The organism is Variovorax sp. YR752 (assembly GCF_943372545.1).
Genome location: NZ_CALRZC010000052.1, coordinates 1 through 23,816, shown reverse-complemented (window position 1 = coordinate 23,816; position 23,816 = coordinate 1). Strand labels below are relative to the sequence as shown.

Here is a 23,816-nt window from a genome sequence, read left to right as displayed (position 1 = left end):
CGTCGTCAGTTGGCCGTCGCGGGCTGCACGCCCTCTTCCAGGAACACCTTGTCCAGGTAAGTCGCGAACTGCCGCGTGAACGCAGGCCGCAGATGGCCGTGGTCCTTGTAGGCCGGCGCACCGTCGGGCATCGTCCGCGGGCACTGGCCGTCCTTGCACAGGGCGCCCAGCACGTCGATCGCTTCCGCACCGCTGGCAGCCGCGATCTGCAGCAGCCGCTGGTTGAGCTTCACCTGGTCGGCCAGCACAGGCGCTGTCGGCGAATTTCCCACCACCGACAGCGTGCGCAGGCGGCTGCCCTCGATCATGCGACGGGGTTCGAAGTCGTCGCCCAGCGCGTTGTCGAGCAACAGATAGACCTTTTTCTTCTGCTTGACCAGCTCGGTCACCCACGCCTGCAACGCCACCAGCGAGGGCTCGATGCCGCCGCGGTCGCCGCGGGTCAGGGAGAGCGAGGCGCCGTTCTCGCGCAGCACGTAGTCCAGCGGGAACTCGCCCGTGAAGTAGCAGTTCCAGCAGCTCCCGATCACCACGGTGTCGATCTGCGGGTCGCGCGCCATCGCCATCCACTGGTCGCGGGCCGGGCCGCAGCCGGGGTTCTGCTCGGCGAAGACGTTCGGAATGGCCGGGCATGCGCCGTAGGTGAAGAAGTACGTGGTCGCCATGCGCTCGGGCGCGATGCGCGCCAGCTCTGCGGCGCGCGGGCCGTATTCGATGACGTGGCTGTCGCCTATCAGCAGCACCTTGCGGGCGCCGTTGCCGATGCGGTTCACCGCGTACGGTCCGACGTTTTCCGAGGAGAAGCCACTGTAGTAGTCGCCGTCCACCGTCGCGTCGGTCACCTTCTGCAGCAGCTCGCTGTTGTGGCGCGCCGGCAAGCCGTTCAATACGGCCACGCCGGCCACGGCCACGAAGGCGCCCGTTCCCACCAGTGTGCGCAGCATGCCCACGCCGACGCGAGCCCGCGTGAGCCGTTCGATGAAGCGGTAGGTCAGCCAGGCCAGCAGCACGCTCGCCACCACCATCGTCACGCGCGTGCCCACCGACGGCTCCGCGCCCTTGACGATCCGCGCGTACACCAGCAGCGGCCAGTGCCACAGGTACAGCGGATAGCTGATGAGGCCGATCCACACCATCACGCGGTTCGAGAGGAAGTATTTGTTCAGTACGCCCGTCGGGCCGGCCGCGATGCAACTCACCGCGCCCAGCGTCGGCAGCAGCGCCCACCAGCCGGGGAAGGCCTTGTCGCTGCGGATCATCACGAGGCCGAGCACGATCAGGCCCACGCCCAGCACCGACTGCACATGGCTGCGCCAGACGTTCGGCACCGACGGCTTGAGCCGCATGCAGGCCAGGATGCCGCCCACCATGAGCTCCCAGAAGCGCGAGGCCGGCGAATAGAAAGCGGCCGTGCGAAACGGGTGGATCGTCGTCACGTTGATGAGGAACGACACCACCGCCAGCACCCACAACACCCGCACGATCGGCCAGCGTCGGCGCCAGGCCAGGCCGAGCAGCAGCGGCCAGAAAATATAGAACTGCTCTTCGATGCCCAGCGACCACAGGTGCAGTAGCGGCTTGGTCTCGGCAGCCGTGTCGAAGTAGCCGGCCTCGCTCCAGAAGACGAAGTTGGCCACGAAGCCCACGCCGCCTAGCGCCTGCTTGCCCAGCTCGAGGAACTCCTTGTTCAGCAGCACGTACCAGCCGAAGGCGAGCACGCCCGTCAGCACCAGCATCAGCGCCGGAAAGATGCGGCGGATGCGGCGTGCATAGAAATCGCGGTAGCTGAAATCGCCGGCCGCGTGGCTCTGCATGATGATCGTCGTGATCAGGAAGCCCGAGATCACGAAGAAGATGTCGACACCGATGAAGCCGCCAGGCAGCAGCTTCGGAAACGCGTGGAAGATGACCACCGAGGCCACGGCCACGGCGCGCAAGCCGTCGATGTCGGCACGGTACTTGGGATGCATATCTCTTACTTCTCGACCACGGTCGTGCCGTGCGTCGTCAGGCGACGGTCGACACCGCCTCGGCGGCCGACGCGGGCAGGCCGCGCTCCTCGACCAGCCACGCCAGCACCGGCAGCGCGCCCGGCAACACCGGCGCCACGTCGAGCGGCAGTTGCTGCCAGGCCATCGCCTGGCTCTCGCGCATTTCGAATTCGCCGGTCCAGTCCGTCACCTTGCACCAGTGCAGGCGCACCAGCGCATGCGGGTAGTCGTGCTCGGTGACCTTCCAGACCTCGGCGCCGCCGATGGTGATGCCCAGCTCTTCCTGCAACTCGCGGCGCAGGGCTTCTTCGACCGTTTCACCGGCTTCGATCTTGCCGCCCGGAAACTCCCAGTAGCCCGCGTAGGCCTTGCCTTCGGGTCGGGTGGTGAGCAGCAGCGCATCGTCGGCCAGACGGATCAGCACGCCGACGGCCACTTCGGTGTGCTTGCGCGCCGATTCCACAGCGTCGCTCACGCGCCGGCCCGCCCTGCGTAGTCGCGCGCGAACTGGTAGGCCACGCGGCCGCTGCGCGAGCCGCGCTCCAGCGCCCACACGAGCGCCTCGGGCCGCGCTGCGGCAATGGCCGCGTCGTCGACGCCGAACGACGAGAGCCACTGGCCCACGATCGTCAGGTATTCGTTCTGGCTGAAGGGGTAGAAACTCACCCAGAGGCCGAAGCGCTCCGACAGCGAAATCTTCTCTTCGATCACTTCGCCCGGATGCACCTCGCCGTCGTCCGTGTGCTTGTACGTGAGGTTGTCCTTCATGTACTCGGGCAGCAGGTGGCGCCGGTTGCTGGTCGCGTAGATCAGCACGTTGGGCGTCGAGGCGGCAATCGAGCCGTCAAGGATCGACTTGAGCGCCTTGTAGCCCGGCTCGCCCTCGTCGAAGCTCAGGTCGTCGCTGAAGACGATGAACTTCTCGGGACGCTGCGACACCACCTCGACGATGTCGGGCAGGTCGACCAGCTCGGCTTTGTCGACTTCGATCAGGCGCAGGCCCTGCGGCGCATAGGCCTGCAGGCAGGCGCGGATCAGCGACGACTTGCCCGTGCCGCGTGCGCCGGTCAGCAGCACGTTGTTGGCCGGCTTGCCTTCGACGAACTGGCGCGTGTTGCGCTCGATCTTTTCCTTCTGGACGTCGATTTCCTTCAGCGAATCAAGCGCCATCGTGGCCACGTGCTTCACGGGCTCCAGCACGCCATGGCCGGAGTTGCGACGGCGGTAGCGCCAGGCGATGGACGCGTTCCAGTCAGGGGGCGCCGACAGCGGCTGCGGCAGGATCGATTCGATGCGGCCGATGAGCTGCTCGGCGCGCTCGATCAGCTTCTGGAATTGCTCGTTCATGACCGGTAGTCGGCGTTGATGGTCACGTACTCGTGGCTGAAGTCGCAGGTCCACACGGTTTCGCTGGCGGTGCCGCGGCCCAGGCCGATGCGCACGGTGATTTCGCTCTGCTTCATCACGCGCTGGCCGTCTTCCTCGCGGTACGACGGGTTGCGCCCGCCCTTCACCGCCACATGCACGTCGTCCAGGAACAGGTCGATGCCGGTCTGGTCGAGGTCGGCAATGCCGGCGTAGCCGACGGCCGCCAGGATGCGGCCCAGGTTCGGGTCGCTGGCGAAGAAGGCGGTCTTGACCAGCGGCGAATGCGCCACGGCATAAGCCACCTGGCGGCACTCGGCCGTGTCCTTGCCACCGTCGACCTGGATGGTGATGAACTTGGTCGCGCCTTCGCCGTCGCGCACGATGGCTTGCGCCAGCAGGCGGGCCACGTCGCGCATCGCGGCCACGAGCGCCTGGCCGTCGGCCGAGTCGAGCGAGGTGATGGTCGCGTGCGCGGCCTTCTGCGTGGCGATGACCACGAACGAATCGTTGGTCGAGGTGTCGCCGTCGATGGTCACGCGGTTGAACGAGGCATCGGCCAACTGCTTGGCCAGCGGCTGGATCAGCGACGGGTCGATCTTCGCGTCGGTCGCCATGAAGCCGAGCATGGTCGCCATGTTCGGGCGGATCATGCCGGCGCCCTTGCTGATGCCGGTGATGGTGACGGTGGCGCCACCGATCTTCACCTGACGGCTGAACGCCTTCGGGATCGTGTCGGTGGTCATGATGCCTTCGGCGGCACGGCCCCAGTTGTTTTCCGACGCGTCGGCCAGCGCGGCCGGCAGGCCGGCTTCGATGCGGTCCACGGGCAGTGGCTCCATGATCACGCCGGTCGAGAACGGCAGGATCTGCTCGGGTGCCAGCTCCAGGTGGCGCGCCAACGCGATGCAGGTCGAGCGCGTGCGCATCAGGCCGTCTTCGCCGGTGCCGGCGTTGGCGTTGCCGGTGTTGATCACCATCGCGCGGATGCCGTAGTTGGCGGCCAGGTGGTCGCGGCAGACTTGCACGGGCGCGGCGCAGAAACGGTTCTGCGTGAACACGCCGCCGACCGCCGAACCTTCGTCGATCAGCACGACGGTCAGGTCCTTGCGGTTGGCCTTGCGCACGCCGGCTTCGGCCACGCCGATGCGGACGCCGGGCACCGCGAACAGGGCGGCGGGATCGGGAGCGGACAGGTTCACGGGCATGGAATTTCTCTCAATGAAAGGTGCGGGGCTTCAGCTCAGCTTGCCGTGGCACTGCTTGTACTTCTTGCCGCTGCCGCAGGGGCAGGGGTCGTTGCGGCCGACGCGCGCAAAGGCGGCGGCTTCGGCGCTCAGGGCACCGGTGCCGACGGCCGCGAGGCGACGCTGGTTCTCTTCGTCGACGCGCACCTCGACCTCGCCCGTCTCGGTGGGCGCGGTGTAGGTGATGTTCGAGACGTTCTCGCCGCGGCTTTCCATTTCTTCGGCCGCCTGCTCGAGCTGTTCACCCGATTGCACGCGCACCGTCATGAGCTGTCGCGTGACTTCGTTCTTGACCGAGTCGAGCAGCTGACCGAAGAGCTCGAAGGCCTCGCGCTTGTATTCCTGCTTGGGCTGCTTCTGCGCATAGCCGCGTAGGTGAATGCCCTGGCGCAGGTAGTCGAGCGAGGCCAGGTGTTCGCGCCAGTGGGTGTCGATGCTCTGCAGCAGCACCATGCGTTCGAACTGGGTGAAGTTCTCCTGGCCGATCAGCGTGACCTTGGCGTCGAAGCTCTCGTTGGCGTAGGCCACGATCTTCTCGACCACTTCTTCGTCGGAGATGGCGTCGGCGGCCTCGACCTGCTGCTTGAGCGGCATGTCGATGCCCCACTCGCTGAACAGGCTCTTCTCGAGGTTCTCGAGGTCCCACTGCTCTTCGACCGATTCGCGCGGCACGTACTGGCGCGCGAGGTCGGTGAAGCAGCCTTCGCGCAGCGCCGCGATCTGCGCCGTGAGGTCGGCCGCGTCGAGGATGTCGTTGCGCTGCTGGTAGATCACCTTGCGCTGGTCGTTCGACACGTCGTCGTACTCGAGCAGCTGCTTGCGGATGTCGAAGTTGCGCGCCTCGACCTTGCGCTGCGCGCTCTCGATGCTGCGCGTGACGATGCCGGCCTCGATGGCTTCGCCATCGGGCATCTTCAGGCGATCCATGATCGCCTTCACGCGGTCGCCCGCGAAGATGCGCATCAGCGGATCGTCCAGGCTCAGGTAGAAGCGCGACGAACCCGGGTCGCCCTGGCGGCCCGAACGGCCGCGCAACTGGTTGTCGATGCGGCGCGATTCGTGACGTTCGGTGGCAATGATGCGCAGGCCGCCCAGCGACTTCACGAACTCGTGGTCCTTGGTCCATTCGGCGCGCACGTGCGCAATGTCGGCCTCTTTGGTGGCGGCGTCGCGACCTTCGTCGTTCTCGATCGCCTCGATCATCTTCTCGATGTTGCCGCCCAGCACGATGTCGGTGCCGCGACCGGCCATGTTGGTCGCGATGGTGATCATCTTCGTGCGACCGGCCTGCGCGACGATGTCGGCTTCGCGGGCGTGCTGCTTGGCGTTCAGCACCTGGTGCGGCAGGCCTGCCTTCTCGAGCAGGGCGTCGATGATTTCCGAGTTCTCGATCGACGAGGTGCCCACCAGCACCGGCTGGCCGCGCTCGTAGCACTCGCGGATGTCCTGGATGGCTGCTTCGTACTTCTCGCGCGTCGTCTTGTAGACGCGGTCGAGCTGGTCGTCGCGCTTGCTGATGCGGTTCGGCGGAATGATGGTGGTCTCGAGACCGTAGATTTCCTGGAACTCGTAGGCTTCGGTGTCGGCCGTGCCGGTCATGCCGGCCAGCTTGCCGTACAGGCGGAAGTAGTTCTGGAAGGTGATCGAGGCCAGCGTCTGGTTCTCGGCCTGGATCTCGACGCCTTCCTTGGCTTCCACGGCCTGGTGCAGGCCGTCGCTCCAGCGGCGACCGCTCATGAGGCGGCCGGTGAATTCGTCGACGATGACCACTTCGCCCTGCTGCACCACGTAGTGCTGGTCGCGGTGGTACAGGTGACGGGCACGCAGCGCGGCATTCAGGTGATGCATCAGCGTGATGTTGGCCGGGTCGTACAGCGACGCGCCTTCGGGAATCAGCTTGAGCTCACCCAGGATGCGCTCGGCGTTCTCGTGGCCGTCTTCGGTCAGGAACACCTGATGGGTTTTCTCGTCGACCGTGAAGTCGCCGGGCACCGTGACGCCCTCGCCCGTGCGCGGATCGGCTTCGCCTTCCTGCTTCGTGAGCAGCGGCACCACCTTGTTGATCGCCAGGTACAGGTCGGTGTGGTCTTCGGCCTGGCCGCTGATGATCAGCGGCGTGCGGGCCTCGTCGATCAGGATGGAGTCCACCTCGTCGACGATCGCGAAGTTCAGGCCGCGCTGCACCCGGTCGCCGGGCTCGTAGACCATGTTGTCGCGCAGGTAGTCGAAGCCGTACTCGTTGTTCGTGCCGTACGTGATGTCGCTGCCGTAGGCGCCCTGCTTCTCTTCGCGCGGCATCTGCGGCAGGTTGATGCCGACCGACAGGCCCAGGAAGTTGTACAGGCGGCCCATCCAGGTCGCGTCGCGGTTGGCCAGGTAGTCGTTCACCGTGACCACGTGCACGCCCTTGCCGGACAGCGCGTTCAGGTACACGGGCAGCGTGGCGGTCAGCGTCTTGCCTTCGCCGGTGCGCATTTCGGAGATCTTGCCGTTGTGCAGCGCCATGCCGCCGAGCAGCTGGACGTCGAAGTGGCGCATCTTCATGACGCGCTTGGAGCCTTCACGCACGGTGGCGAAGGCTTCGGGCAACAGGTCGTCGAGGCTTTCGCCCTTGGCGACGCGGTCCTTGAATTCCTGCGTCTTGGCGCGCAGCGCGTCGTCGCTGAGCTTTTCGAACTCGGGTTCGAGCGCATTGATGCGCGTCACCGTCTTGCGATACTGCTTGAGGAGCCGGTCGTTGCGACTGCCGAAGATCTGGGTCAGGAAGTTGGTTGCCATGGGCGTGGAGAGGGGCGGGCACCTGACACGACAGGCACTGCGACCGGATTCCCTAAGATATGGTGAAAGCAGTTGGGCGCACCTTCTTCGAATGCAAGCTTGGCAAGTCTCGAAGTCGGATGGCCCCGTTCCGGAACAAACGCCGACGCAAGCGTCGGCAAACCGGGCATTTTAGCTGTCTTGTTTCTAACCCCTGGATTACCCATGTATCGCCGACTTCCCCCCGCCATTTCACTGCACGAAGCTGCGGCAGGCGCCCCCACCCTGGGGAGCCTGATGGCGCGCGCGCGGGACACCGCGGAGCGGCTGAAAGCCATCGAAGGGTTGATTCCGCCGGCCATGCGCGCGGCCATCCAGCCGGGGCCGGCCGAGGGCGACGTGTGGTGCCTGCTGGTCAAGGGCAGCGCCGCGGCGGCCAAGCTGCGCCAGCTGTCGCCGATGCTGGTCACGCGCCTGAAGAACCGGGGCTGGGACGTCGCGACGATCCGCATCAAGGTGTACACGGGGCGCTGAGCCCCGGGGCCGCACACCGCTTCAAGCGGCAACAGCGCGGTCGGGCCAGCTCGGATCGCTCGACGCGTCGGAGGTCAGCACCAGCACGACGTGCGCATCGGCCGCGATGGTCTCGGCCTCGCGCAGTTGCCGCACCGCCCCCAGGCCCGCCGCCGCCGCCAGCTCGGCGCTCACGCCGGCCGCAGTGAGCAGCCGCCGCGCCGCGCGGGCCTCGTCGTCGCCCACCACCACGGCACCGCCGCCGCTGGCCGTCGCAGCCTGCCATTGCAGATACGTGACCGTCGCGCCTGCGCTCGACAGCTGCGCCGTGCGACCGGGATAGCTGCCGTTGAGCGCGCCACCGCCAAGCACGCGCGACAGCCTCGGAAAAGGCTCGACCAGCCACATCCGCGGCAGGCGCGCGATGCGCCCCGCCGCCAGCAGGTCGCGAAAGCCGGCATAAATGCCCCAGGCCATGTCGCCGCGCCCGGTCGGCACGACCACGTGGTCGGGCAGGCCGCCGTCCTGCAGGCACTCTTCGGCGATGGCCTTGTAGCCCTCCACGCCCAAGGGCGCGCTGCCGAGCGCCGGCAGGCGGTAGTTGGAGAGCGCGAAATAGCCCGGGTACTGCGAACGCTCGCGCACGAAGCCCCAGCGGCCGGTGTTGTCGGCGAACACATAGCGCCGCGCGCCCAGCGCGTCGAGCTGGCGCGCATAGGTGGCGGGCATCGCCTCGTAAGTGGCCACCTCGCAACCGAGCCCCGCAGCCCACGCGTAGTGCGCCGCCGACACCGCCGTGTTGCCCGACGAGGCGAGCACCAGCGTGTGGGCGCCGGCGTCCAGCGCCTGGGCCACGCCCATCGCGGTCAGCCGGTCTTTGGGCGAGCCGGTCGGGTTGCGCGATTCGTCCTTGATGCTCAGGCGCGCCACGCCGAACTGTTGCGCCAGCTCGGGCATTTCGTGCTGCGGCGTGTTCCCCTCGCCGAGCGAAAAGCCCTGCACATACGGCATCGGCACCACGTCCGCGCCGCCGGGCCGGTAGCTCGCGCGCAGCCCGACGTGAAAGCCGGCCTGCCGGCAGGCCGGGCAGCCATCGTTCGCGAGCGTGACCGGGTACAGCGTGTCGCAGCGCAGGCACTGCAGCCCCTGCAGGCGCGGATTGCGCTCCGGCGTGAACGAGCGGCCGAGCACCCCGGCCGGCCGGCCCGGCAGGAAGGTCTGCGCGGGGCTCTCCGGCGGTGCGGTGAACTTGAAGTCCAGAACGGGCGATGGGGTCACGGATCGTTGACTCGTTAATAAATGTGACGGAATCTTATTCAAAATCAACCAAATCCACGATACGGGAGTTCATCCCATTGCAGTGGATTTCAGTTTCTCTTCACTTATTTCCACGTGAATTCGTGGTTCAGCCCGATCACCACGCCGCGCACGCCCTGCGGCCCGGTGCGCGACGTGCTGATGTCGACGCTGATCAGCGGCGTCAGGCTGACGCGGCCGCCCACGCGCGAGGTCCACACGCCCCCGGCCCGATGGCGCTCGGCGATCAGCGACACGGCGTCGTTCAACGCCCACTCCACCGCCAGACCGCCGCGCGGCGTGCGCGCGCCGGTGCCCAGCGCCCAGTCGGCGCCGAGGTTGGCGTGAAATTGCAGGCTCTCGGTGGGCCGCCAGGTGAGCGGCACGACCAGCTGGCCGCCCCAGCGACCGCCGCGCCGCAGGTCGGCCACCGCGCCCATCGACACGGCGGCGCTGAAAGGCGCGTCGGCGGCCGTCCCGGCAAAGGTCCATTTGAGTTGCGGGCCGCCCGTGACCGAGTGAACGCCCTGCGCCGAGAGCCGGTCGAAGTTCAGCCCCAGCTCGACCGGCCCGACCCGGCAGGCCGGCCCGACATGGAAGCCCGTCGTGACGGGATCGGCGCCGCTGCGGCCCCACCAGGTTTCGTACTGGCACTGGCCGGGATCGAGCGTGCCGGCATCGTCGACATCGAAGTGGCCGGCGGCCTGCGCGCCGAGGCCCGGCAACGCCGCGAATGCAGCGAGCAGCAGGCGTGCGGTGCGTTTGTTGTTGTTCTTCATCTCGTGCTTCCCTCAGAGAGCCCTGCCTCATTCTAGGAAGCCGGAAAGTCCACGCCATGACGCGGCGCTGCCTGCACGTCATTCAGAACTCGAACTGCGGCTGCAGCTCGCGGATGCGCTTGATCGCCACGCCGGCCGCTGCCGTGCGCGTTTCGACGCCCAGCTTCACGTACACGCGCTCCAGGTGCTTCTTGGCGGTGGCCGGGCTGCTGCCGAGGATCTCGCCGATGTCCTTGTTGGTCTTGCCCTTGACGACCCAGTACAGCACCTCGGCCTCGCGCGCCGTGAGCTTCAGGCTCAGGCTCATGGCCTCGATGACGGCGGTGTCGGACACCTCGCGCATGACGATCATCCATTCGTCGCCGGCATCGTCCTCGCCGGTCTGGCGGTGCAGCCGCAGGCTCAGGCTGCGCGCGCCCTGCGCGATGACCAGCGCGGGCGGCTCGATGCCGCGTGCGCGGGCTTCGGGCGCGTGCTGGCGCAGCCAGTCGAGCACGGCCGGCGGCGTCTCGGGCGCCTGCGTTTCGCAGTAGCGCGACAGCATCTCGCGCGCCAGCGCCGTCTGCCAGATCAACCGCCCTTCGGGCAGCCGCACGGTGATGCTCGCGTAGCCGAAGGCGTCGAGGGCATTGCGTGCCTGCCCGGCCTGGTGCGCCTCCTGCCGCGCGCGGCGGGCGCCCTGCAGGTGCACGTTCATGCGCGCCAGCACCTCCTTCGGCTTGATGGGCTTGGTGACGTAGTCGACCCCGCCCGCCTCGAGCGCGGCCACCAGGTGCTCGGTCTCGGTGAGGCCCGTCATGAACACGATGGGGATGTGCGCGGTGGCCGCATCGGCCTTGAGCCGGCGCGCCACCTCGAAGCCGTCGATGCCCGGCATCATGGCGTCGAGCAGCACGATGTCGGGGCGCGCCTGCGCGGCGCGCTGCAGCGCCTGCTCGCCGTTGGTGGCGATGAGCACGGTGTAGCCCGATTCGTCGAGCGCGTCGTGCAGCACGGCGAGGTTGTCGGGCACGTCGTCGACGATCAGCACCAGGTCGCCGTGGGCGCCCTGCTGTTCACGCAGCGTGCGGGCGAGCGGCGAAGTGGGCAGGGTCGGTGGAGACAAAAGGGTCATGCAGCGCCCTCGGCGGCTTCGGCCAGCGCGCGGCCCATGGCCTCGAACTGGAACTGGCGGGCCAGCGCGCGCTGGGCCTCGGTCCACGCGGCGCATTCGGGCTGCGCGGCGTCGATGTCGTCGAGCTGGTTCATGATGCCGCGAAAGTAGCCCAGGCCCACCGCTTCGTCGAGTGCACGCAGGCGTGCGAGCGACGGCGGCTGCATCGCGCGCGGCGCGGCCACGGCGGGCGAAGGCCGCGCGGCGGTGTCGGTCCATTTCAAGGCGAGCCGGCGCTCCAGCCAGTCGAGCAGTTCGGTGTGGCGCACGGGCTTGACGAAGAAGTCTTCGGGCGCAATGCCCACGTCGTTGTCGAGCCCCTTGTCGAAGGCGTTGGCCGAGACGATGGCCACCGACGCTTCGGCGAGCCCCAGCTTGCGCGCGCGGCGGATGGTCTCCCAGCCGTCGATGCCGGGCATCGCGAGGTCGACGAACATGGCGTCGGGCCGGTAGCCCGCGGCGATGAGGTCCAGCGCGTCGTGCCCGCTGGCCGCCGTGCGCAGTTCGAAGCCCAGCGGCGCGAGCACATGGCCCAGCAGCTCGCGGTCGGCCTCCTCGTTGTCGACCACCAGCAGGCGCCGCCGCACGCCCTCGTAGCCTCGCCGTGCACGCGGTGCCGGCGCGATGCGCGCGGTGCTCGCCACCGCCTCGTGCACCCGCGGCAGGAACAGCCGCACGCAGAACAGCGAACCCTCGCCCGGCGTGCTGCGCACCTTCATCTCGCCGCCCATCAGGTCGGTCAGCATCTTCGCGATGGTCAGGCCCAGGCCCGCACCCGGCGCCGACGACACCGCCGCGTGGCCGCGCGCAAAGGGCTCGAAGATGCGCTCGATGTCCGCATCCGTCATGCCCGGCCCGGTGTCTTCGATCTCGATGGCGGCGAACTCGCGCGCGTAGGAAATGCGCAAGGTCACCTGCCCCGCCGCCGTGAACTTGATCGCGTTGCCCAGCAGGTTGATGAGGATCTGGCTCACGCGCTTCTCGTCGGCGCGCACCACGTCGGGCAATGCGCCGGCCGCCTCGAAGCGAAAGCGCAGGCCCTTCTCGGCCGCCTGCAGTTCGAACATGTCGGCCAGCTCGCGCATGGCATCGGCAAAGCGCATCGGCCGCGCGTCCAGCGTGAGCTTGCCGGCCTCGATGTGGGCGATGGCCAGCGTGCCCTCGATGAGCGACAGCAGGTGCTCGCCGCCGCGCTTGATGACCGCCACCGCCTGCTGGCGGTGCGGCGGCACCGAATGGTCTTCGCCCATGAGCTGCGCGTAGCCCAGGATGCTGTTGAGCGGCGTGCGCAGTTCGTGGCTGATGGCGCTGATGTAGCGGCTCTTGGCCTGGTTCGCGAGGTCCGCCGCGCGCCGCGCCTGGTCGGCCGCGAGCTTGGCGTGCTCGGCAATCTCACGGGCTTCTTCGGCGCTTTGCTTGGCGTCCTGCAGCGCGCGGTCGGTCTCGCGGTGCAGAGCGATCTCACGCACCAGCAGGTGGGTCTGGCGGTTCGATTCCTCTTGCGCCACCTTGCGGCTCTGGTGCGCCAGCACCAGCCACCACGCGACGATGCCCGCGATGACCAGCAGCGCCATGTAGGCCTTCAGAAAGCCCGAGCGCAAAGAGGCTTGCTGCACGGCCGCCAGCGCCCCGGCCACGTCGGCCTGCGCTGCCAGCGCGAGCGCGCCCTCGCTCAGGGCCCGCAGCTCCTGCTGGTAGAGCACGCCGAACACCACGGCCAGCAGCGGCACGATCACCAGCATCAGCAGCAGGAAGTGCCCGAGCCCCGTGTCGAGGTAGCGCCAGCTGCGGCGCGGCAGCAGCCAGCGCAGCACGGCGGACCACTGCGCCGACAGGCTCGCGTGCGGCTTGCACAGGTCGCCGCAGCGCGCATCGAGCGTGCAGCACAGCGAGCAGATCGCGCCCTGGTAGGCCGGGCAGTGCGCCATGTCGGGCCCTTCGTACTCGCGCTCGCAGATCACGCAGTGCTGCACCTTCAATCGCTGGTAGCTGCCGCCGTCGTCCGGCGTCGATTCGACCCGCGCCCAGCGCACCTTGCGCCCGCCCTCGGCCGGCGCGAACAGCACCGAGCCGCCTAGGTCGGACGTGCGCGCGAGGTAGTACTTGCCGCCCGTGGCCCACGCCAGCAGCGGCGACGCCACCAACGCCGTGCCGAGCGCAATCAGCGCCGAGAACGCCTGCGCCAATGGCCCGAACACACCGAGGTGCGCCGTGATCGACAGCACCGACGCCAACGCCATCGCGCCCACGCCCACCGGGTTGATGTCCCACAGGTGCGCGCGCTTGAACTCGATGCCCGGCGGCGACAGCCCCAGCGGCTTGTTGATGACCAGGTCGGCCACCACGGCCATCATCCAGGCGATGGCGATGTTGGCGAACAGCCCGAGCACGTCGCCCAGCGCCTCGAACACGTTCATCTCCATCAGCATGAAGGCGATGAGCGCGTTGAACACCACCCACACCACGCGCCCCGGATGGCTGTGCGCCACGCGCGAGAAGAAATTGCTCCAGGCCAGCGAGCCCGCATAGGCATTCGTCACGTTGATCTTCAGCTGCGAGATCACCACGAACAGCGCCGTCGCCGCCACCGCCCAGCCGTAGTTCGGGAACACGTACTCGTAGGCCGCCAAGTACATCTGGTTCGGATCGACCGCGCGCTCGACCGGCACCATGTGCGTGATCGCCAGGTAGGCCAGCAGCGCTCCGCCCAGCATCTTGACCACGCCCAGCACCACCCAGCCCGGCCCCCCCGCCAGCACGCCAGCCCACCAGCGGCGCGCCGAGCCCGCCGTGCGCGCGGGCATGAAGCGCAGGTAGTCCGCCTGCTCGCCCATCTGCGTGATGAGCGCGATACCGACCGTCAGTGCAGCACCGAACAGGTGCAAGTTGAATCCTTGCGCGCCCGGTTTCGCCCCGCTGTAGTGCGTGATGCCCGCGAACGCACCAGGATCGCGCACGAGCACGAAGACAAAGGGCACCACCAGCATCAGCAGCCACAGCGGCTGTGTCCACAGCTGCAGCCGGCTGATCACCGACACCCCGTGCGTGACCAGCGGAATCACCACCAGCGCACACACCAGGTAGCCCCACACCGGCGGAATGCCCAGCGCCAGCTCGAGCGCATAGGCCATCACAGCCGCCTCAAGCGCGAAGAAGATGAAGGTGAAGCTCGCGTAGATCAGCGAGGTGAGCGTCGAGCCGATGTAGCCGAAGCCCGCGCCGCGCGTGAGCAAATCCATGTCCAGGCCGTAGCGCGCCGCGTACACGCTGATCGGCAGGCCCGCCAGGAAGATGATGAGCCCCGTGACGAGGATCGCCCAGAAGGCATTGGCAAAGCCGTACTGCACCAGCAGCGTGGCGCCGACCGCCTCCAGCACCAGGAACGAAGCCGCTCCGAAGGCCGTGTTGGCCACCCGCCATTCGGACCATTTGCGAAAGCGCTGCGGCGTGTAGCGCAGCGCGTAGTCCTCGAGCGTTTCGCTTGCGACCCAGCTGTTGTAGTCGCGCCGCACCTTCACGATGCGCTGGGGCGCGTCGTCGGGAAGGAGGGGTGCATCGGCGGAATTCACACCGTTTCGGTGCAGCTTCCGTGCCACCAGGTACGGCATTTGGCGAACAGGGCACGACTGTTGCAAAGAGACTGGCTTGCCCATAATCACCGACCGCCACCCGACGAAGCCGCCGCCATGGAACTGACCCCGCGCGAAAAAGACAAGCTGCTGATCTTCACGGCCGCCCTGCTGGCCGAACGCCGCAAGGCGCGCGGGCTCAAGCTCAACTACCCCGAAGCCGTCGCCCTCATCAGCGCCGCCGTGATGGAAGGCGCCCGCGACGGCAAGAGCGTCGCCGAGCTGATGAGCGAGGGCCGCAGCGTGCTGACCCGCGCCGACGTGATGAACGGCATCGCCGACATGATTCCCGACATCCAGGTCGAAGCCAGCTTTCCCGACGGCACCAAGCTCGTGACCGTCCACCAGCCGATCGTCTGAAGAACCTCCGCCACAAGAAGAAAGATCCCGCCATGCGCTTCGCAAAGACTTCCGCCTTGCTCGTCACCCTCCTGCTGCCGCTGGCCGCCAGCGCCCACACCGGCGTCGACGGCGGCGTGCACCACGGCTTTGTCACCGGCTTCATGCACCCATTGACCGGCGCCGACCACCTCGCGGCGATGGTCGCGGTCGGCCTGTGGAGCGCGCTGGTCGCGCGCCGCGCCTGGCCGGACCTGCTGTGGGCGCCATTGGCCTTCGCAGCCATGCTGCTCGCGGGTGCGCTGGCCGGACTGGCCGGCGTGCAGCTGCCGGCGGTCGAACCGATGATCGCCGCCTCGCTGCTGGTGCTGGGCCTCCTGGTCGCCACGCGCGTGCACCTGCCGGCCGGCGTTGCCATGGCCGTCGTGGGCCTGTTCGCCGTCTTCCATGGCGTGGCGCACGGCCACGAACTCGCGGGCGAACACGGCGCCGCGCTCACGCTGGCCGGCATGGTCAGCGCCACGCTGCTGCTGCACACCGCCGGCATCGCGCTGGGCTGGGCGCTGCGCCATGCCAACGCGTGGCTGCCACGCGTGGCCGGCGCTGCCGTCGTCGCCCTTGGCGCCACGCTGCTGGCCCAGGCGATCTGAGGCGGCCATGACGCCCGGCGAACTCCTCATCGACGACGGCGAGCACACGCTCAACCCCGGCCGCCGCGCCCTCACGCTGGTCGTGCGCAACACGGCCGACCGGCCGAGCCAGGTCGGCTCGCACTACCACTTTGCCGAAACCACCGGCGCCCTCGACTTCGACCGCGCCGCCGCGCGCGGCATGCGGCTGAACATCGCCTCGGGCGCCGCGGTGCGCTTCGAGCCGGGCCAGCAGCGCACGGTCGAGCTGGTCGATTTTTCCGGCGATCGCATCGTCTACGGCTTTCGCGGCCTCGTTCAAGGGAAGCTCTGAAACATGGCCACCATCGGGCGACGCGCCTATGCAGAAATCTTCGGCCCCACCGTGGGCGACCGGGTCCGTCTCGCGGACACCGACCTGCTGATCGAAGTCGAAGCCGACTACACGCTGCGCGCCGGCGGCTACGGCGAAGAGGTGAAGTTCGGCGGCGGCAAGACGATCCGCGACGGCATGGCGCAGTCGCAGCGCACGCGCGCACAAGGCGCCGTCGACACCGTGATGACCAACGCGTTGATCCTCGACCACTGGGGCATCGTCAAAGCCGACATCGGCCTGAAGGACGGCCGCATCGCCGCCATCGGCAAGGCCGGCAACCCCGACGTGCAACCGGGCGTGGACATCGTCATCGGCCCGGGCACCGAGATCATCAGCTGCGAAGGCACCATCGTCACGGCCGGCGGCATCGACAGCCACATCCACTTCATCTGCCCGCAGCAGATCGAAGAGGCTCTGGCCTCGGGCGTGACCACCATGCTCGGCGGCGGCACCGGCCCGGCCACCGGCACCTTCGCGACCACCGCGACGCCCGGTCCGTGGCACATCGAACGCATGCTGCAGGCGGCCGACGCGTTTCCGATGAACCTGGGCTTCCTCGGCAAGGGCAACGCCAGCCTGCCCGACGCGCTGCACGAGCAGATCGAGGCCGGCGTCATGGGCTTGAAGCTGCATGAAGACTGGGGCACCACGCCCGCGGCCATCAGCAACTGCCTGGACGTGGCCGACGCCACCGACACGCAGGTGGCGATCCACAGCGACACGCTCAACGAATCGGGCTTTGTCGAGAACACCATTGCCGCCGTGGGCGGGCGCGCCATCTGCGCCTTCCACACCGAGGGGGCGGGTGGCGGCCATGCGCCCGACATCCTGCGCGTGGTGGGCGAGGCCAACTTTCTGCCCTCGTCGACCAACCCGACGATGCCCTACACCGTGAACACGCTCGACGAGCACGTCGACATGCTCATGGTGTGCCACCACCTCGATGCCGGCATCGCCGAAGACCTGGCCTTTGCCGAGTCGCGCATCCGCAAGGAAACCATCGCCGCCGAAGACGTGCTGCACGACCTGGGCGCCATCAGCATGTTCAGCTCCGACAGCCAGGCCATGGGCCGCGTCGGCGAGGTGGTGATCCGCACCTGGCAGACCGCGCACAAGATGAAGCAGCAACGCGGTGCGCTGCCCGAAGACAGCGAACGCAACGACAACTTCCGCGTGCGGCGCTACGTGGCCAAGTACACGATCAACCCGGCCCTCGCGCACGGCATCGCGCACGAAGTCGGTTCGATCGAAGTCGGCAAGTGGGCCGACCTCGTGGTCTGGAAGCCGGCCTTCTTCGGCGTGAAGCCCTTCACCATCATCAAGGGCGGCACCATCGCGATGGCCGCGATGGGCGACCCCAGCGCGTCGATCCCCACGCCGCAGCCGGTGCACTTCCGCCCGATGTTCGGCGCCTACGGCGGCTCGCTCGCCAAGAGCTCCCTGACCTTCGTCTCGCAGGCCGGGCTGGCCGCGGGCATCAAGGAGCGCTACGGCCTGAGCAAGCACCTCAGCGCGGTGAAGAACATCCGCAACGTGCGCAAGAAGGACCTGATCCACAACGGCTACACGCCGAAGATGGAGATCGACGCGCAGACCTATGCGGTGCGCGCCGACGGCCACCTGCTCACCTGCGAGCCGGCCAAGGTGCTGCCGATGGCGCAGCGGTACTTCCTGTTCTGAGAGCTATACCGCCGGATGCCGGCGGTGCCAGTCGGTCGCGCGCTGGAACGCCCAGCCCGCGCGCACCAGCAGGTCTTCGCCGAAGTGCGGCGCCACGAACTGGAAGGCCACCGGCACGCCCGCCTCGGTGGCGCCACCCGGCAAGGTGAGCGTGGGGCTGCCCGTGAGGTCGAACGGGCAGGTGTAGCGCAGCATGCCCGCCAGCAGCTCCGCGTCCACGCCGAGCTGGCTCGCGCGTTCGAGCGTCGGCGCTGCAAAAGGAATGGCCGGAATCAGCAGCAGGTCGATCGGCTCGAAGAAGGTCCGCACGCGGCCGGTGAAATCGGCGCGACGCAACAGCAGCTTCTGGTAGTCGGTGGCGCTTTGCGACAGGCCGAGGTCGATCAGCCCCGACAGCCCCGGGCCGTACTCATCGCGCCGCGACGGGTATGTCGCCTCGTGCGCCACGGCGGTCTCGACCGCGCACAGCGGCGACCAGTCGAGCACCGCCTGCGCCGTGTCGGGAAACACCACCTCGCGCACCGAGGCGCCCAGCGATTCGACCGTGCGGATCGCGGCCGCGAGCGTGGCACGCGTGGGAGCGTCCACGCGGTCCAGCGTCCAGGCGGGGTCGATGCCCACGCGCAGGCCGGCCAGGCCGCGCGTCATCGTCGCCAGGTAGTCGGGCACCGGCAACGTGCTGGCCGTGGGGTCGCGCGAATCGGCGCCAGCGATGGCCGCCAGCATCGCACCCGCATCGGCGGCGCTGCGCGTCATCGGGCCGATGTGGTCGAGCGAGGCGGCCAGCTCGAACGCGCCGTGGCGGCTCACCCGCCCCCACGTCGGCTTGAGCCCGGTGATGCCGTTGGCCGCCGACGGAAAGCGGATCGACCCGCCCGTGTCGGTGCCCAGCGCGCCAAAGCACAGGCCCGCCGCCGTGGCCACGCCCGAGCCGCTGGACGATACGCCCGGCCACAGCGTGGCATCCCACGGATTGACCGGCGACGCGATCTGCGGATGGTGGTCGGCAAAGGCGCCTTCGGTCTGCTGCAGCTTGCCGAGGATCACCGCGCCGGCCTCGCGCAGGCGGCGCACCACGGTCGCGTCTTCGGTCGGGCGGAAGGCCTTGTGGATCGTCATGCCGTGCGCGCTCGGCACGCCCTCGGTCCACAGCAGGTCCTTCACGGCCAGCGGCACGCCGTGCAGCGGCCCGCGCGCGCGGCCGGCGGCGATCTCGGCGTCGGCACGGCGCGCATCGTCGAGCGCCTGCGCATCCATGCGCGTCGCATAGCTGCGCAGCCGGCCATCGACGGCCTCGATGCGCGCGAGCATGGCGCGCGTGACTTGTTCCGACGAGCGCTCGCGCGACTGGATCTGCCGGCCGACTTCCAGCAGTTCGAGATGATGCAATTCCTTGTCCGCCATGACTGACTCCCGCATGTGTAGGGTTGAGAAAGAGAAGGTCCGAATCCAAAGACCAAGCGGCAGAAGCTGCCACCCCGGGCGAACCTTATCGGCGCGGGGCGGCCCGCGCTGGTCTCTTCCGGACATGCACTTGTGCTGGGGCGGACACCCCACGCGCAGCGCTCAACGCGTCTTCAGCAGCGTGTGCGGCGCGCAGCCATAGGCCTTGCGGAAGGCCCGGCTGAAATGCGACAGGTCGGAGAACCCGTGCTGGAACGCGACGTCCGTCACGCTGTGCGCGCGCCCACCCATCAGCGCATCGCGGCTGGCTGCGAGACGCGCCTGCCAGACCGCGCCCATCGCCGTCTCGCCCTGGCGCGCGAACGCACGGGCCACGGTGCGCGCCGAGACATGGTGGGCTTGCGCCAGCGTGTCGAGCGAGAGCGCCGGGTCTTCCAGATGGCGCGCGATGTAGGCGGTCATGCGCGCGTGCAGGCCGTGCTCGGTACCGGCGTCGCCGGTGGTGTCCTGCTGCAGTTCGAGCGTCACGGCCAGCAGGTCGATGAGCGCGCCGCCGAAGCGTTCGGCGGCAGCGGAATGTGGCTGCGCAAACGCCGGGTTCGCCGTCTCCCGCAGCATCGCGTGCAACGGCGCCGCGCCGGGGCGGTCCGCGGCGATGGTGCGGGCGGTGAAGTCTTCGGCCTTCGCGAAGCGCCGCAACAGCAGCCGGCGCGGCATGCGCGCCAGGTAGACCGAGCGCGCGTCCATCGTGCATTCGAACGGCCGGCCGGCGTCGTAGAGCAGCATGTCGCCACTGCGCAGCCGCCCCTGCCGCCCGCCTTGCACGAAGGCGCCCTCGCCCTCCTGCACGAACGCCAGCCACAGGTCGTCCAGCGGATGCTGGCGCAGGTGGTGCGCATCGCGCGACCAGTAATGCAGCGGCGCCGACATGCGGTTGACGCTGACCGCGCCCACGTCACGCACGTCGAGCCGCCCTTCGAACGGCTCCGCCGTCATTGCACGGCTGGCCGCGGGAATGCAGTGGCGGCACACGACGTCGTGCCAGTAGTCGAAACGCAGCGGGGTGGCGACGTCGGTCGTCAGGTAGGCCAGGCTGTTCATGACGCGCATGCTGCGGCGGATGGGGCGCGGAGGCAAGCCCTGCGCGAGGCCCGGTACTTGCTACAAGAAGAACCCTTGCTGCACCGCGCCCATGCCCCCGTTTTCATTCACCCGCGCCACACGCGCCGTCTCAGCTGTTCCGTGGCACCAGATGGTCGCGAATCCAGAGCGCAAAGCCGCTTTCGTCGATCCCGCTGGCGGCAACGTCGAGCATCACCAACGTGGCTTCGGTCTGCGTTGCGACCAGCCGCTGTCCGTTCAATGCCAAGAACAAACCCACAGCCAGAAAGGCCGCCCGCTTGTTGCCGTCGACGAAAGGATGATTCTTGGCAAGCCCGATGCCGTACGCAGCCGCGAGGTCCGCAATGTCCGGCTGGCCGTAGGCCACGAGATGAAGCGGACGCGCGAGGGCGGATTGCAGCAACCCCTCATCCCGCAGGCCCGGTGCACCGCCGTGCTCGGCCAGGCTCTCGTCATGCAGAAGGACCAGCGCGCGCCGATCGATCCAGCGCCAGTCGCTCATTTGGCAAGCTGATGGAAGGTGTCCCGGTACTCGCGCATGAACTCGCGACCCAGCTGGAGTTGCTCATCCACGGAAGGGTCGTAAGGGGTCAGGGTGACGCCGTTGGCCGCCTCGGTCATGAAGACGGTATCGCCCTTCTCCAGCTTCAGGCGGGCGAGCACCTCCTTGGGCAGGATCACTCCCACGGAATTGCCGATCTGAGTCAGTTTGAGTGCCGACATGGTGACGCCCCTTAGTTATAACAATTGTTATATTATTCACGACTTCCCGCCAAGATCAAGCTCGCCATGCTCACCGCCAACAAACTCATGCCCCAGGGCCGCGGCCTCGCACCCGTGCTGCTCAAGCGTGCCGCCACCATCGAACTCGACTGGGACGTGCGCCAGAAAAGCCGTTTCGACGCCACCGACTCGCAGGGCCGGCAGATCGGCATCTTCCTGCCACGCGGCACCGCGGTGCGCGGTGGCGACGTGCTGGTCGCGGAAGACGGCTCGCTGGTGCGTGTGATCGCGGCGCCGCAGCCGGTGCTGCGCATCACGCACTGCACGGCCCACGGCACGCCCTTCGACCTGACGCGCGCGGCCTACCACCTGGGCAACCGGCATGTGCCGATCGAGCTCAAGCCCGACCACCTGAAGATCGAACCCGACCACGTGCTGGCCGACATGCTGCGTTCGATGCACCTGATCGTCGTCGCCGTCGAAGAAGCCTTCGAGCCCGAAGGCGGCGCATACGGATCGCAAGGGCACTCGCACGGCGGCCACAGTCATGACCACGACCACGGACATTCCCACGGCAAGAGCGGCCCGAAGCCACTCGTGCTCGCCCCCGAACTGCTCGACGACGATCACGGCCACGACCACTCTCACGGCCACTCGCATTGAAATGACCCACCGCCCTTCCCGTGCGCAGGACACTGGGTGCTTCCCGCAGCGAAATCAAGGAGGAGCGAAGCGGGGGACATTCGCGGAGGGAAGTACCCGGTGGCCTGCGCACGCGCCCTGAACAACAGCGCAAAAAATGCCCTCCCCTCACAGCCTCCTACAGCTCATCTGGCTGGCCTCCCCCGCCCTCCCAGTCGGCGGCTTCTCGTACTCCGAAGGCATCGAGGCCGCCGTCGAATGGGCCGGCATCAATTCCGAAGCCAGTGCCACCGAGTGGCTTTCCGACCAACTGCACCTGAGCTTCGCGCGTGGCGACCTCGCACTGATGGCCCAGGCCATCACCGCCTGGCGCGCGAACGACGCACAACGCATCCGCGCCCTCAACGACTGGGTGCTGCACACCCGCGAATCCGCCGAGTTCTTCCTGCAGACCGAGCAGATGGGCCGCTCCTTCGTCGAGTGGCTCAAGCTGCACCACGCCGACACGGCGGAGGTCTTCGCCGGCCTGCCCGCGACCTACCCCGTGGCCTTCGCGTTCGCCGCCAGCCGCACCGAAGCCTCCGTGCAAGACGGCTGCCTGGCCTTCGCCTTCGGCTGGGCCGAGAACATGGTCGCCGCCGCAGTCAAGGCCGTGCCGCTGGGCCAGAGCGCGGGCCAGCGCATCCTCGCGCGGCTCGCGAACGAAATCCCTGCGGCCGTCGACCGCGCAATGCAACTGAGCGACGACGATCGCCAGGCCTTCGCGCCCCTGCTGGCTGTGTTGTCGGCCCGCCATGAAACACAATATTCCCGCCTCTTCCGAAGCTGACCGAACCGGACCTTTCCGCCCATGACCTCCGCCCTGCACCACATCCCGAACCGCACCAAGAAGCTCCCGCCACTGCGCGTGGGCATCGGCGGCCCCGTCGGCTCGGGCAAGACCACGCTGCTCGAAATGCTCTGCAAGGCGATGCGCGACAAGTACGACCTCGTCGCCATCACCAACGACATCTACACCAAGGAAGACCAGCGCCTGCTCACCGTGGCCGGCGCGCTGCCGGCCGAACGCATCATGGGCGTGGAAACCGGTGGCTGCCCGCACACCGCGATCCGCGAAGACGCGTCGATCAACCTCGAGGCCATCGACCGCATGCTCGAAGACTTTCCCGACGCCGACATCGTGTTCGTCGAATCGGGCGGCGACAACCTCGCGGCCACCTTCAGCCCCGAGCTGTCGGACCTCACCATCTACGTGATCGACGTGGCGGCCGGCGAAAAGATTCCGCGCAAAGGCGGCCCCGGCATCACCAAGAGCGACCTGTTCGTCATCAACAAGACCGACCTCGCACCCTACGTGGGCGCGAACCTCGATGTGATGGAACAGGACACCCAGCGCATGCGCCGCCAGCGCCCTTACGTGATGACCAACCTCAAGACGCTCACGGGCGTCGCCGAGGTGGTCGCTTTCATCGAAACGCGCGGCATGCTCACCGCCGCCTGATCTTTCAATCAAGGCGGCGGCGAACCCGGCGTCGCGCTCAGCGCGTGACCGCCTCCGGCATCTGGCCGAACTTCCCGCTGCCGAAGTCCTTCATCGCCTGCACGATCTCGTCGCGCGTGTTCATCACGAACGGGCCGTGGCCGACGATGGGTTCGTCGATCGGCTCGCCGCTCAGCAACAGCACCACCGCATCGTTGTTGGCGTCGATCGTCAGCGCATCGCCCGCGCGGTCGAGCAGCACCATCTGCGCGTCGCGCACCACCGTTTCGCCGTTCACCTGCACCGTGCCGCGCAGCACCACGATGGCGGCGGCATGGCCTTCGGGCACCGGCAGCGTCACCTGCGCGCCCCGGTTCAGGCGCAGGTCCCACACATCGATGGGCGTGAATGTGTGCGCCGGCCCCTTGTTGCCGAGGTAGTCGCCTGCAATCACACGCACGCTGCCCGCGCCTTCAGGCAGCGGCACCGACGGAATCTGTGCATCGACGATGGCCTGGTAGCCAGGCGTGGCCATCTTGTCCTTGGCGGGCAGGTTGACCCACAGCTGCACCATCTCGAGCTCGCCGCCGTCGCGCGTGAACGCTTCGGAATGGAACTCTTCATGCAGGATGCCCGCGCCGGCGGTCATCCATTGCACGTCGCCAGGGCCGATGGTGCCGCCCTGCCCGGT

The 23,816-nt window shown here is 68.2% G+C and carries 22 protein-coding genes; 8 read left to right on the top strand and 14 right to left on the bottom strand.

The window, feature by feature from the left end; all coding sequences use genetic code 11:
* Positions 1–5: 5 nt before the first annotated feature.
* Genes AAG801_RS14610 through secA form a run of 5 tightly spaced genes read right to left on the bottom strand, consistent with a single transcriptional unit; the run spans position 6 to position 7,381 of the window.
* The gene (locus AAG801_RS14610) at positions 6–1,970 is read right to left on the bottom strand and encodes an acyltransferase family protein (protein WP_341889021.1); all 1,965 of its coding nucleotides are present in this window, start codon (positions 1,968–1,970) and stop codon (positions 6–8) included.
* A 37-nt stretch (positions 1,971–2,007) separates the two neighbouring features.
* Positions 2,008–2,466: an NUDIX domain-containing protein gene (locus AAG801_RS14605; RefSeq protein ID WP_341889020.1), complete on the bottom strand. Its 459-nt coding sequence runs from the start codon at positions 2,464–2,466 to the stop codon at positions 2,008–2,010.
* Entirely contained in the window at positions 2,463–3,338 is an 876-nt protein-coding gene (locus AAG801_RS14600; protein ID WP_099792377.1) for an ATP-binding protein, read from the bottom strand. The genes AAG801_RS14605 and AAG801_RS14600 overlap by 4 nt, the downstream gene beginning before the upstream one ends.
* Positions 3,335–4,564: a bifunctional glutamate N-acetyltransferase/amino-acid acetyltransferase ArgJ gene (gene argJ, locus AAG801_RS14595; protein ID WP_341889019.1), complete on the bottom strand. Its 1,230-nt coding sequence runs from the start codon at positions 4,562–4,564 to the stop codon at positions 3,335–3,337. The genes AAG801_RS14600 and argJ overlap by 4 nt, the downstream gene beginning before the upstream one ends.
* A gap of 30 nt (positions 4,565–4,594) precedes the next feature.
* The gene (gene secA / locus AAG801_RS14590; RefSeq protein ID WP_192193341.1) at positions 4,595–7,381 is read right to left on the bottom strand and encodes a preprotein translocase subunit SecA; all 2,787 of its coding nucleotides are present in this window, start codon (positions 7,379–7,381) and stop codon (positions 4,595–4,597) included.
* Between the two features lie 204 nt (positions 7,382–7,585).
* Here secA and AAG801_RS14585 point away from each other — a divergent pair, with 204 nt between their 5' ends.
* Positions 7,586–7,894: a DciA family protein gene (locus AAG801_RS14585; protein WP_056578205.1), complete on the top strand. Its 309-nt coding sequence runs from the start codon at positions 7,586–7,588 to the stop codon at positions 7,892–7,894.
* Positions 7,895–7,915: 21 nt separating this feature from the next.
* On the opposite strand, the gene AAG801_RS14580 is transcribed toward AAG801_RS14585, so the two are convergent.
* The 4 genes from AAG801_RS14580 to AAG801_RS14565 form a co-directional block, all read right to left on the bottom strand.
* Entirely contained in the window at positions 7,916–9,151 is a 1,236-nt protein-coding gene (locus AAG801_RS14580) for a pyridoxal-phosphate dependent enzyme (protein ID WP_341889018.1), read from the bottom strand.
* A gap of 104 nt (positions 9,152–9,255) precedes the next feature.
* Positions 9,256–9,948 carry a hypothetical protein gene (locus AAG801_RS14575; protein ID WP_341889017.1) on the bottom strand — a complete coding sequence of 231 codons (693 nt, stop codon included), beginning with the start codon at positions 9,946–9,948 and terminating at the stop codon, positions 9,256–9,258.
* Between the two features lie 82 nt (positions 9,949–10,030).
* Complete coding sequence (locus AAG801_RS14570; RefSeq protein ID WP_341889016.1) at positions 10,031–11,062, bottom strand: response regulator transcription factor; 1,032 nt, start codon at positions 11,060–11,062, stop codon at positions 10,031–10,033.
* Positions 11,059–14,709 carry an ATP-binding protein gene (locus AAG801_RS14565; protein ID WP_341889015.1) on the bottom strand — a complete coding sequence of 1,217 codons (3,651 nt, stop codon included), beginning with the start codon at positions 14,707–14,709 and terminating at the stop codon, positions 11,059–11,061. The genes AAG801_RS14570 and AAG801_RS14565 overlap by 4 nt, the downstream gene beginning before the upstream one ends.
* Positions 14,710–14,787: 78 nt before the next feature.
* Between AAG801_RS14565 and AAG801_RS14560 the strand changes: the two genes are divergently transcribed.
* Genes AAG801_RS14560 through ureC form a run of 4 tightly spaced genes read left to right on the top strand, consistent with a single transcriptional unit; the run spans position 14,788 to position 17,754 of the window.
* Positions 14,788–15,090, top strand: a complete 303-nt coding sequence (locus AAG801_RS14560) for an urease subunit gamma (protein WP_341889014.1) — start codon at positions 14,788–14,790, stop codon at positions 15,088–15,090.
* Between the two features lie 32 nt (positions 15,091–15,122).
* On the top strand, positions 15,123–15,719 hold the full coding sequence (locus tag AAG801_RS14555) for a HupE/UreJ family protein (RefSeq protein ID WP_153280316.1): 597 nt from the start codon (positions 15,123–15,125) through the stop codon (positions 15,717–15,719).
* A 7-nt stretch (positions 15,720–15,726) separates the two neighbouring features.
* Positions 15,727–16,032, top strand: coding sequence for an urease subunit beta (locus AAG801_RS14550; protein WP_341889013.1), 306 nt, complete (start codon positions 15,727–15,729; stop codon positions 16,030–16,032).
* Positions 16,033–16,035: 3 nt separating this feature from the next.
* Positions 16,036–17,754: an urease subunit alpha gene (ureC, locus tag AAG801_RS14545; RefSeq protein WP_341889012.1), complete on the top strand. Its 1,719-nt coding sequence runs from the start codon at positions 16,036–16,038 to the stop codon at positions 17,752–17,754.
* A 3-nt stretch (positions 17,755–17,757) separates the two neighbouring features.
* On the opposite strand, the gene AAG801_RS14540 is transcribed toward ureC, so the two are convergent.
* The 4 genes from AAG801_RS14540 to AAG801_RS14525 all read right to left on the bottom strand — a co-directional run bounded on the left by AAG801_RS14540 (position 17,758) and on the right by AAG801_RS14525 (position 21,003).
* On the bottom strand, positions 17,758–19,158 hold the full coding sequence (locus AAG801_RS14540) for an amidase (protein WP_341889011.1): 1,401 nt from the start codon (positions 19,156–19,158) through the stop codon (positions 17,758–17,760).
* Between the two features lie 162 nt (positions 19,159–19,320).
* Positions 19,321–20,259 (bottom strand): helix-turn-helix domain-containing protein, encoded by a 939-nt coding sequence (locus AAG801_RS14535; RefSeq protein ID WP_341889010.1) that lies wholly within the window; start codon positions 20,257–20,259, stop codon positions 19,321–19,323.
* Positions 20,260–20,389: 130 nt separating this feature from the next.
* Complete coding sequence (locus AAG801_RS14530) at positions 20,390–20,782, bottom strand: type II toxin-antitoxin system death-on-curing family toxin (RefSeq protein ID WP_341889009.1); 393 nt, start codon at positions 20,780–20,782, stop codon at positions 20,390–20,392.
* Complete coding sequence (locus AAG801_RS14525) at positions 20,779–21,003, bottom strand: AbrB/MazE/SpoVT family DNA-binding domain-containing protein (RefSeq protein ID WP_341889008.1); 225 nt, start codon at positions 21,001–21,003, stop codon at positions 20,779–20,781. The genes AAG801_RS14530 and AAG801_RS14525 overlap by 4 nt, the downstream gene beginning before the upstream one ends.
* Positions 21,004–21,069: 66 nt before the next feature.
* Between AAG801_RS14525 and ureE the strand changes: the two genes are divergently transcribed.
* The 3 genes from ureE to ureG all read left to right on the top strand — a co-directional run bounded on the left by ureE (position 21,070) and on the right by ureG (position 23,146).
* A complete protein-coding gene (ureE, locus tag AAG801_RS14520) occupies positions 21,070–21,666 on the top strand; it encodes an urease accessory protein UreE (protein WP_341889007.1) in 597 nt (198 codons plus the stop codon).
* Positions 21,667–21,802: 136 nt separating this feature from the next.
* Entirely contained in the window at positions 21,803–22,474 is a 672-nt protein-coding gene (locus AAG801_RS14515) for an urease accessory UreF family protein (protein WP_341889006.1), read from the top strand.
* A 21-nt stretch (positions 22,475–22,495) separates the two neighbouring features.
* A complete protein-coding gene (gene ureG / locus AAG801_RS14510) occupies positions 22,496–23,146 on the top strand; it encodes an urease accessory protein UreG (RefSeq protein WP_095949388.1) in 651 nt (216 codons plus the stop codon).
* Between the two features lie 37 nt (positions 23,147–23,183).
* Here ureG and AAG801_RS14505 read toward each other — a convergent pair.
* Positions 23,184–23,816: pirin family protein (locus AAG801_RS14505; RefSeq protein WP_341889005.1), on the bottom strand; the 633-nt coding region annotated here is incomplete at its 5' end.

Excerpts from the sequence above, each read along its gene's own strand:
- AAG801_RS14535 (WP_341889010.1), bottom strand. The coding sequence starts at position 20,259 with ATGAACAGCCTGGCCTACCTGACGACCGACGTCGCCACCCCGCTGCGT.
- secA (WP_192193341.1), bottom strand. The coding sequence starts at position 7,381 with ATGGCAACCAACTTCCTGACCCAGATCTTCGGCAGTCGCAACGACCGG.
- AAG801_RS14515 (WP_341889006.1), top strand. The coding sequence starts at position 21,803 with ATGCCCTCCCCTCACAGCCTCCTACAGCTCATCTGGCTGGCCTCCCCC.
- AAG801_RS14610 (WP_341889021.1), bottom strand. The coding sequence starts at position 1,970 with ATGCATCCCAAGTACCGTGCCGACATCGACGGCTTGCGCGCCGTGGCC.
- AAG801_RS14540 (WP_341889011.1), bottom strand. The coding sequence starts at position 19,158 with ATGGCGGACAAGGAATTGCATCATCTCGAACTGCTGGAAGTCGGCCGG.
- AAG801_RS14570 (WP_341889016.1), bottom strand. The coding sequence starts at position 11,062 with ATGACCCTTTTGTCTCCACCGACCCTGCCCACTTCGCCGCTCGCCCGC.
- argJ (WP_341889019.1), bottom strand. The coding sequence starts at position 4,564 with ATGCCCGTGAACCTGTCCGCTCCCGATCCCGCCGCCCTGTTCGCGGTG.
- AAG801_RS14525 (WP_341889008.1), bottom strand. The coding sequence starts at position 21,003 with ATGTCGGCACTCAAACTGACTCAGATCGGCAATTCCGTGGGAGTGATC.
- AAG801_RS14575 (WP_341889017.1), bottom strand. The coding sequence starts at position 9,948 with ATGAAGAACAACAACAAACGCACCGCACGCCTGCTGCTCGCTGCATTC.
- AAG801_RS14560 (WP_341889014.1), top strand. The coding sequence starts at position 14,788 with ATGGAACTGACCCCGCGCGAAAAAGACAAGCTGCTGATCTTCACGGCC.
- ureE (WP_341889007.1), top strand. The coding sequence starts at position 21,070 with ATGCTCACCGCCAACAAACTCATGCCCCAGGGCCGCGGCCTCGCACCC.
- AAG801_RS14600 (WP_099792377.1), bottom strand. The coding sequence starts at position 3,338 with ATGAACGAGCAATTCCAGAAGCTGATCGAGCGCGCCGAGCAGCTCATC.
- AAG801_RS14585 (WP_056578205.1), top strand. The coding sequence starts at position 7,586 with ATGTATCGCCGACTTCCCCCCGCCATTTCACTGCACGAAGCTGCGGCA.
- AAG801_RS14565 (WP_341889015.1), bottom strand. The coding sequence starts at position 14,709 with ATGCCGTACCTGGTGGCACGGAAGCTGCACCGAAACGGTGTGAATTCC.
- AAG801_RS14530 (WP_341889009.1), bottom strand. The coding sequence starts at position 20,782 with ATGAGCGACTGGCGCTGGATCGATCGGCGCGCGCTGGTCCTTCTGCAT.
- AAG801_RS14550 (WP_341889013.1), top strand. The coding sequence starts at position 15,727 with ATGACGCCCGGCGAACTCCTCATCGACGACGGCGAGCACACGCTCAAC.
- AAG801_RS14555 (WP_153280316.1), top strand. The coding sequence starts at position 15,123 with ATGCGCTTCGCAAAGACTTCCGCCTTGCTCGTCACCCTCCTGCTGCCG.
- ureG (WP_095949388.1), top strand. The coding sequence starts at position 22,496 with ATGACCTCCGCCCTGCACCACATCCCGAACCGCACCAAGAAGCTCCCG.
- ureC (WP_341889012.1), top strand. The coding sequence starts at position 16,036 with ATGGCCACCATCGGGCGACGCGCCTATGCAGAAATCTTCGGCCCCACC.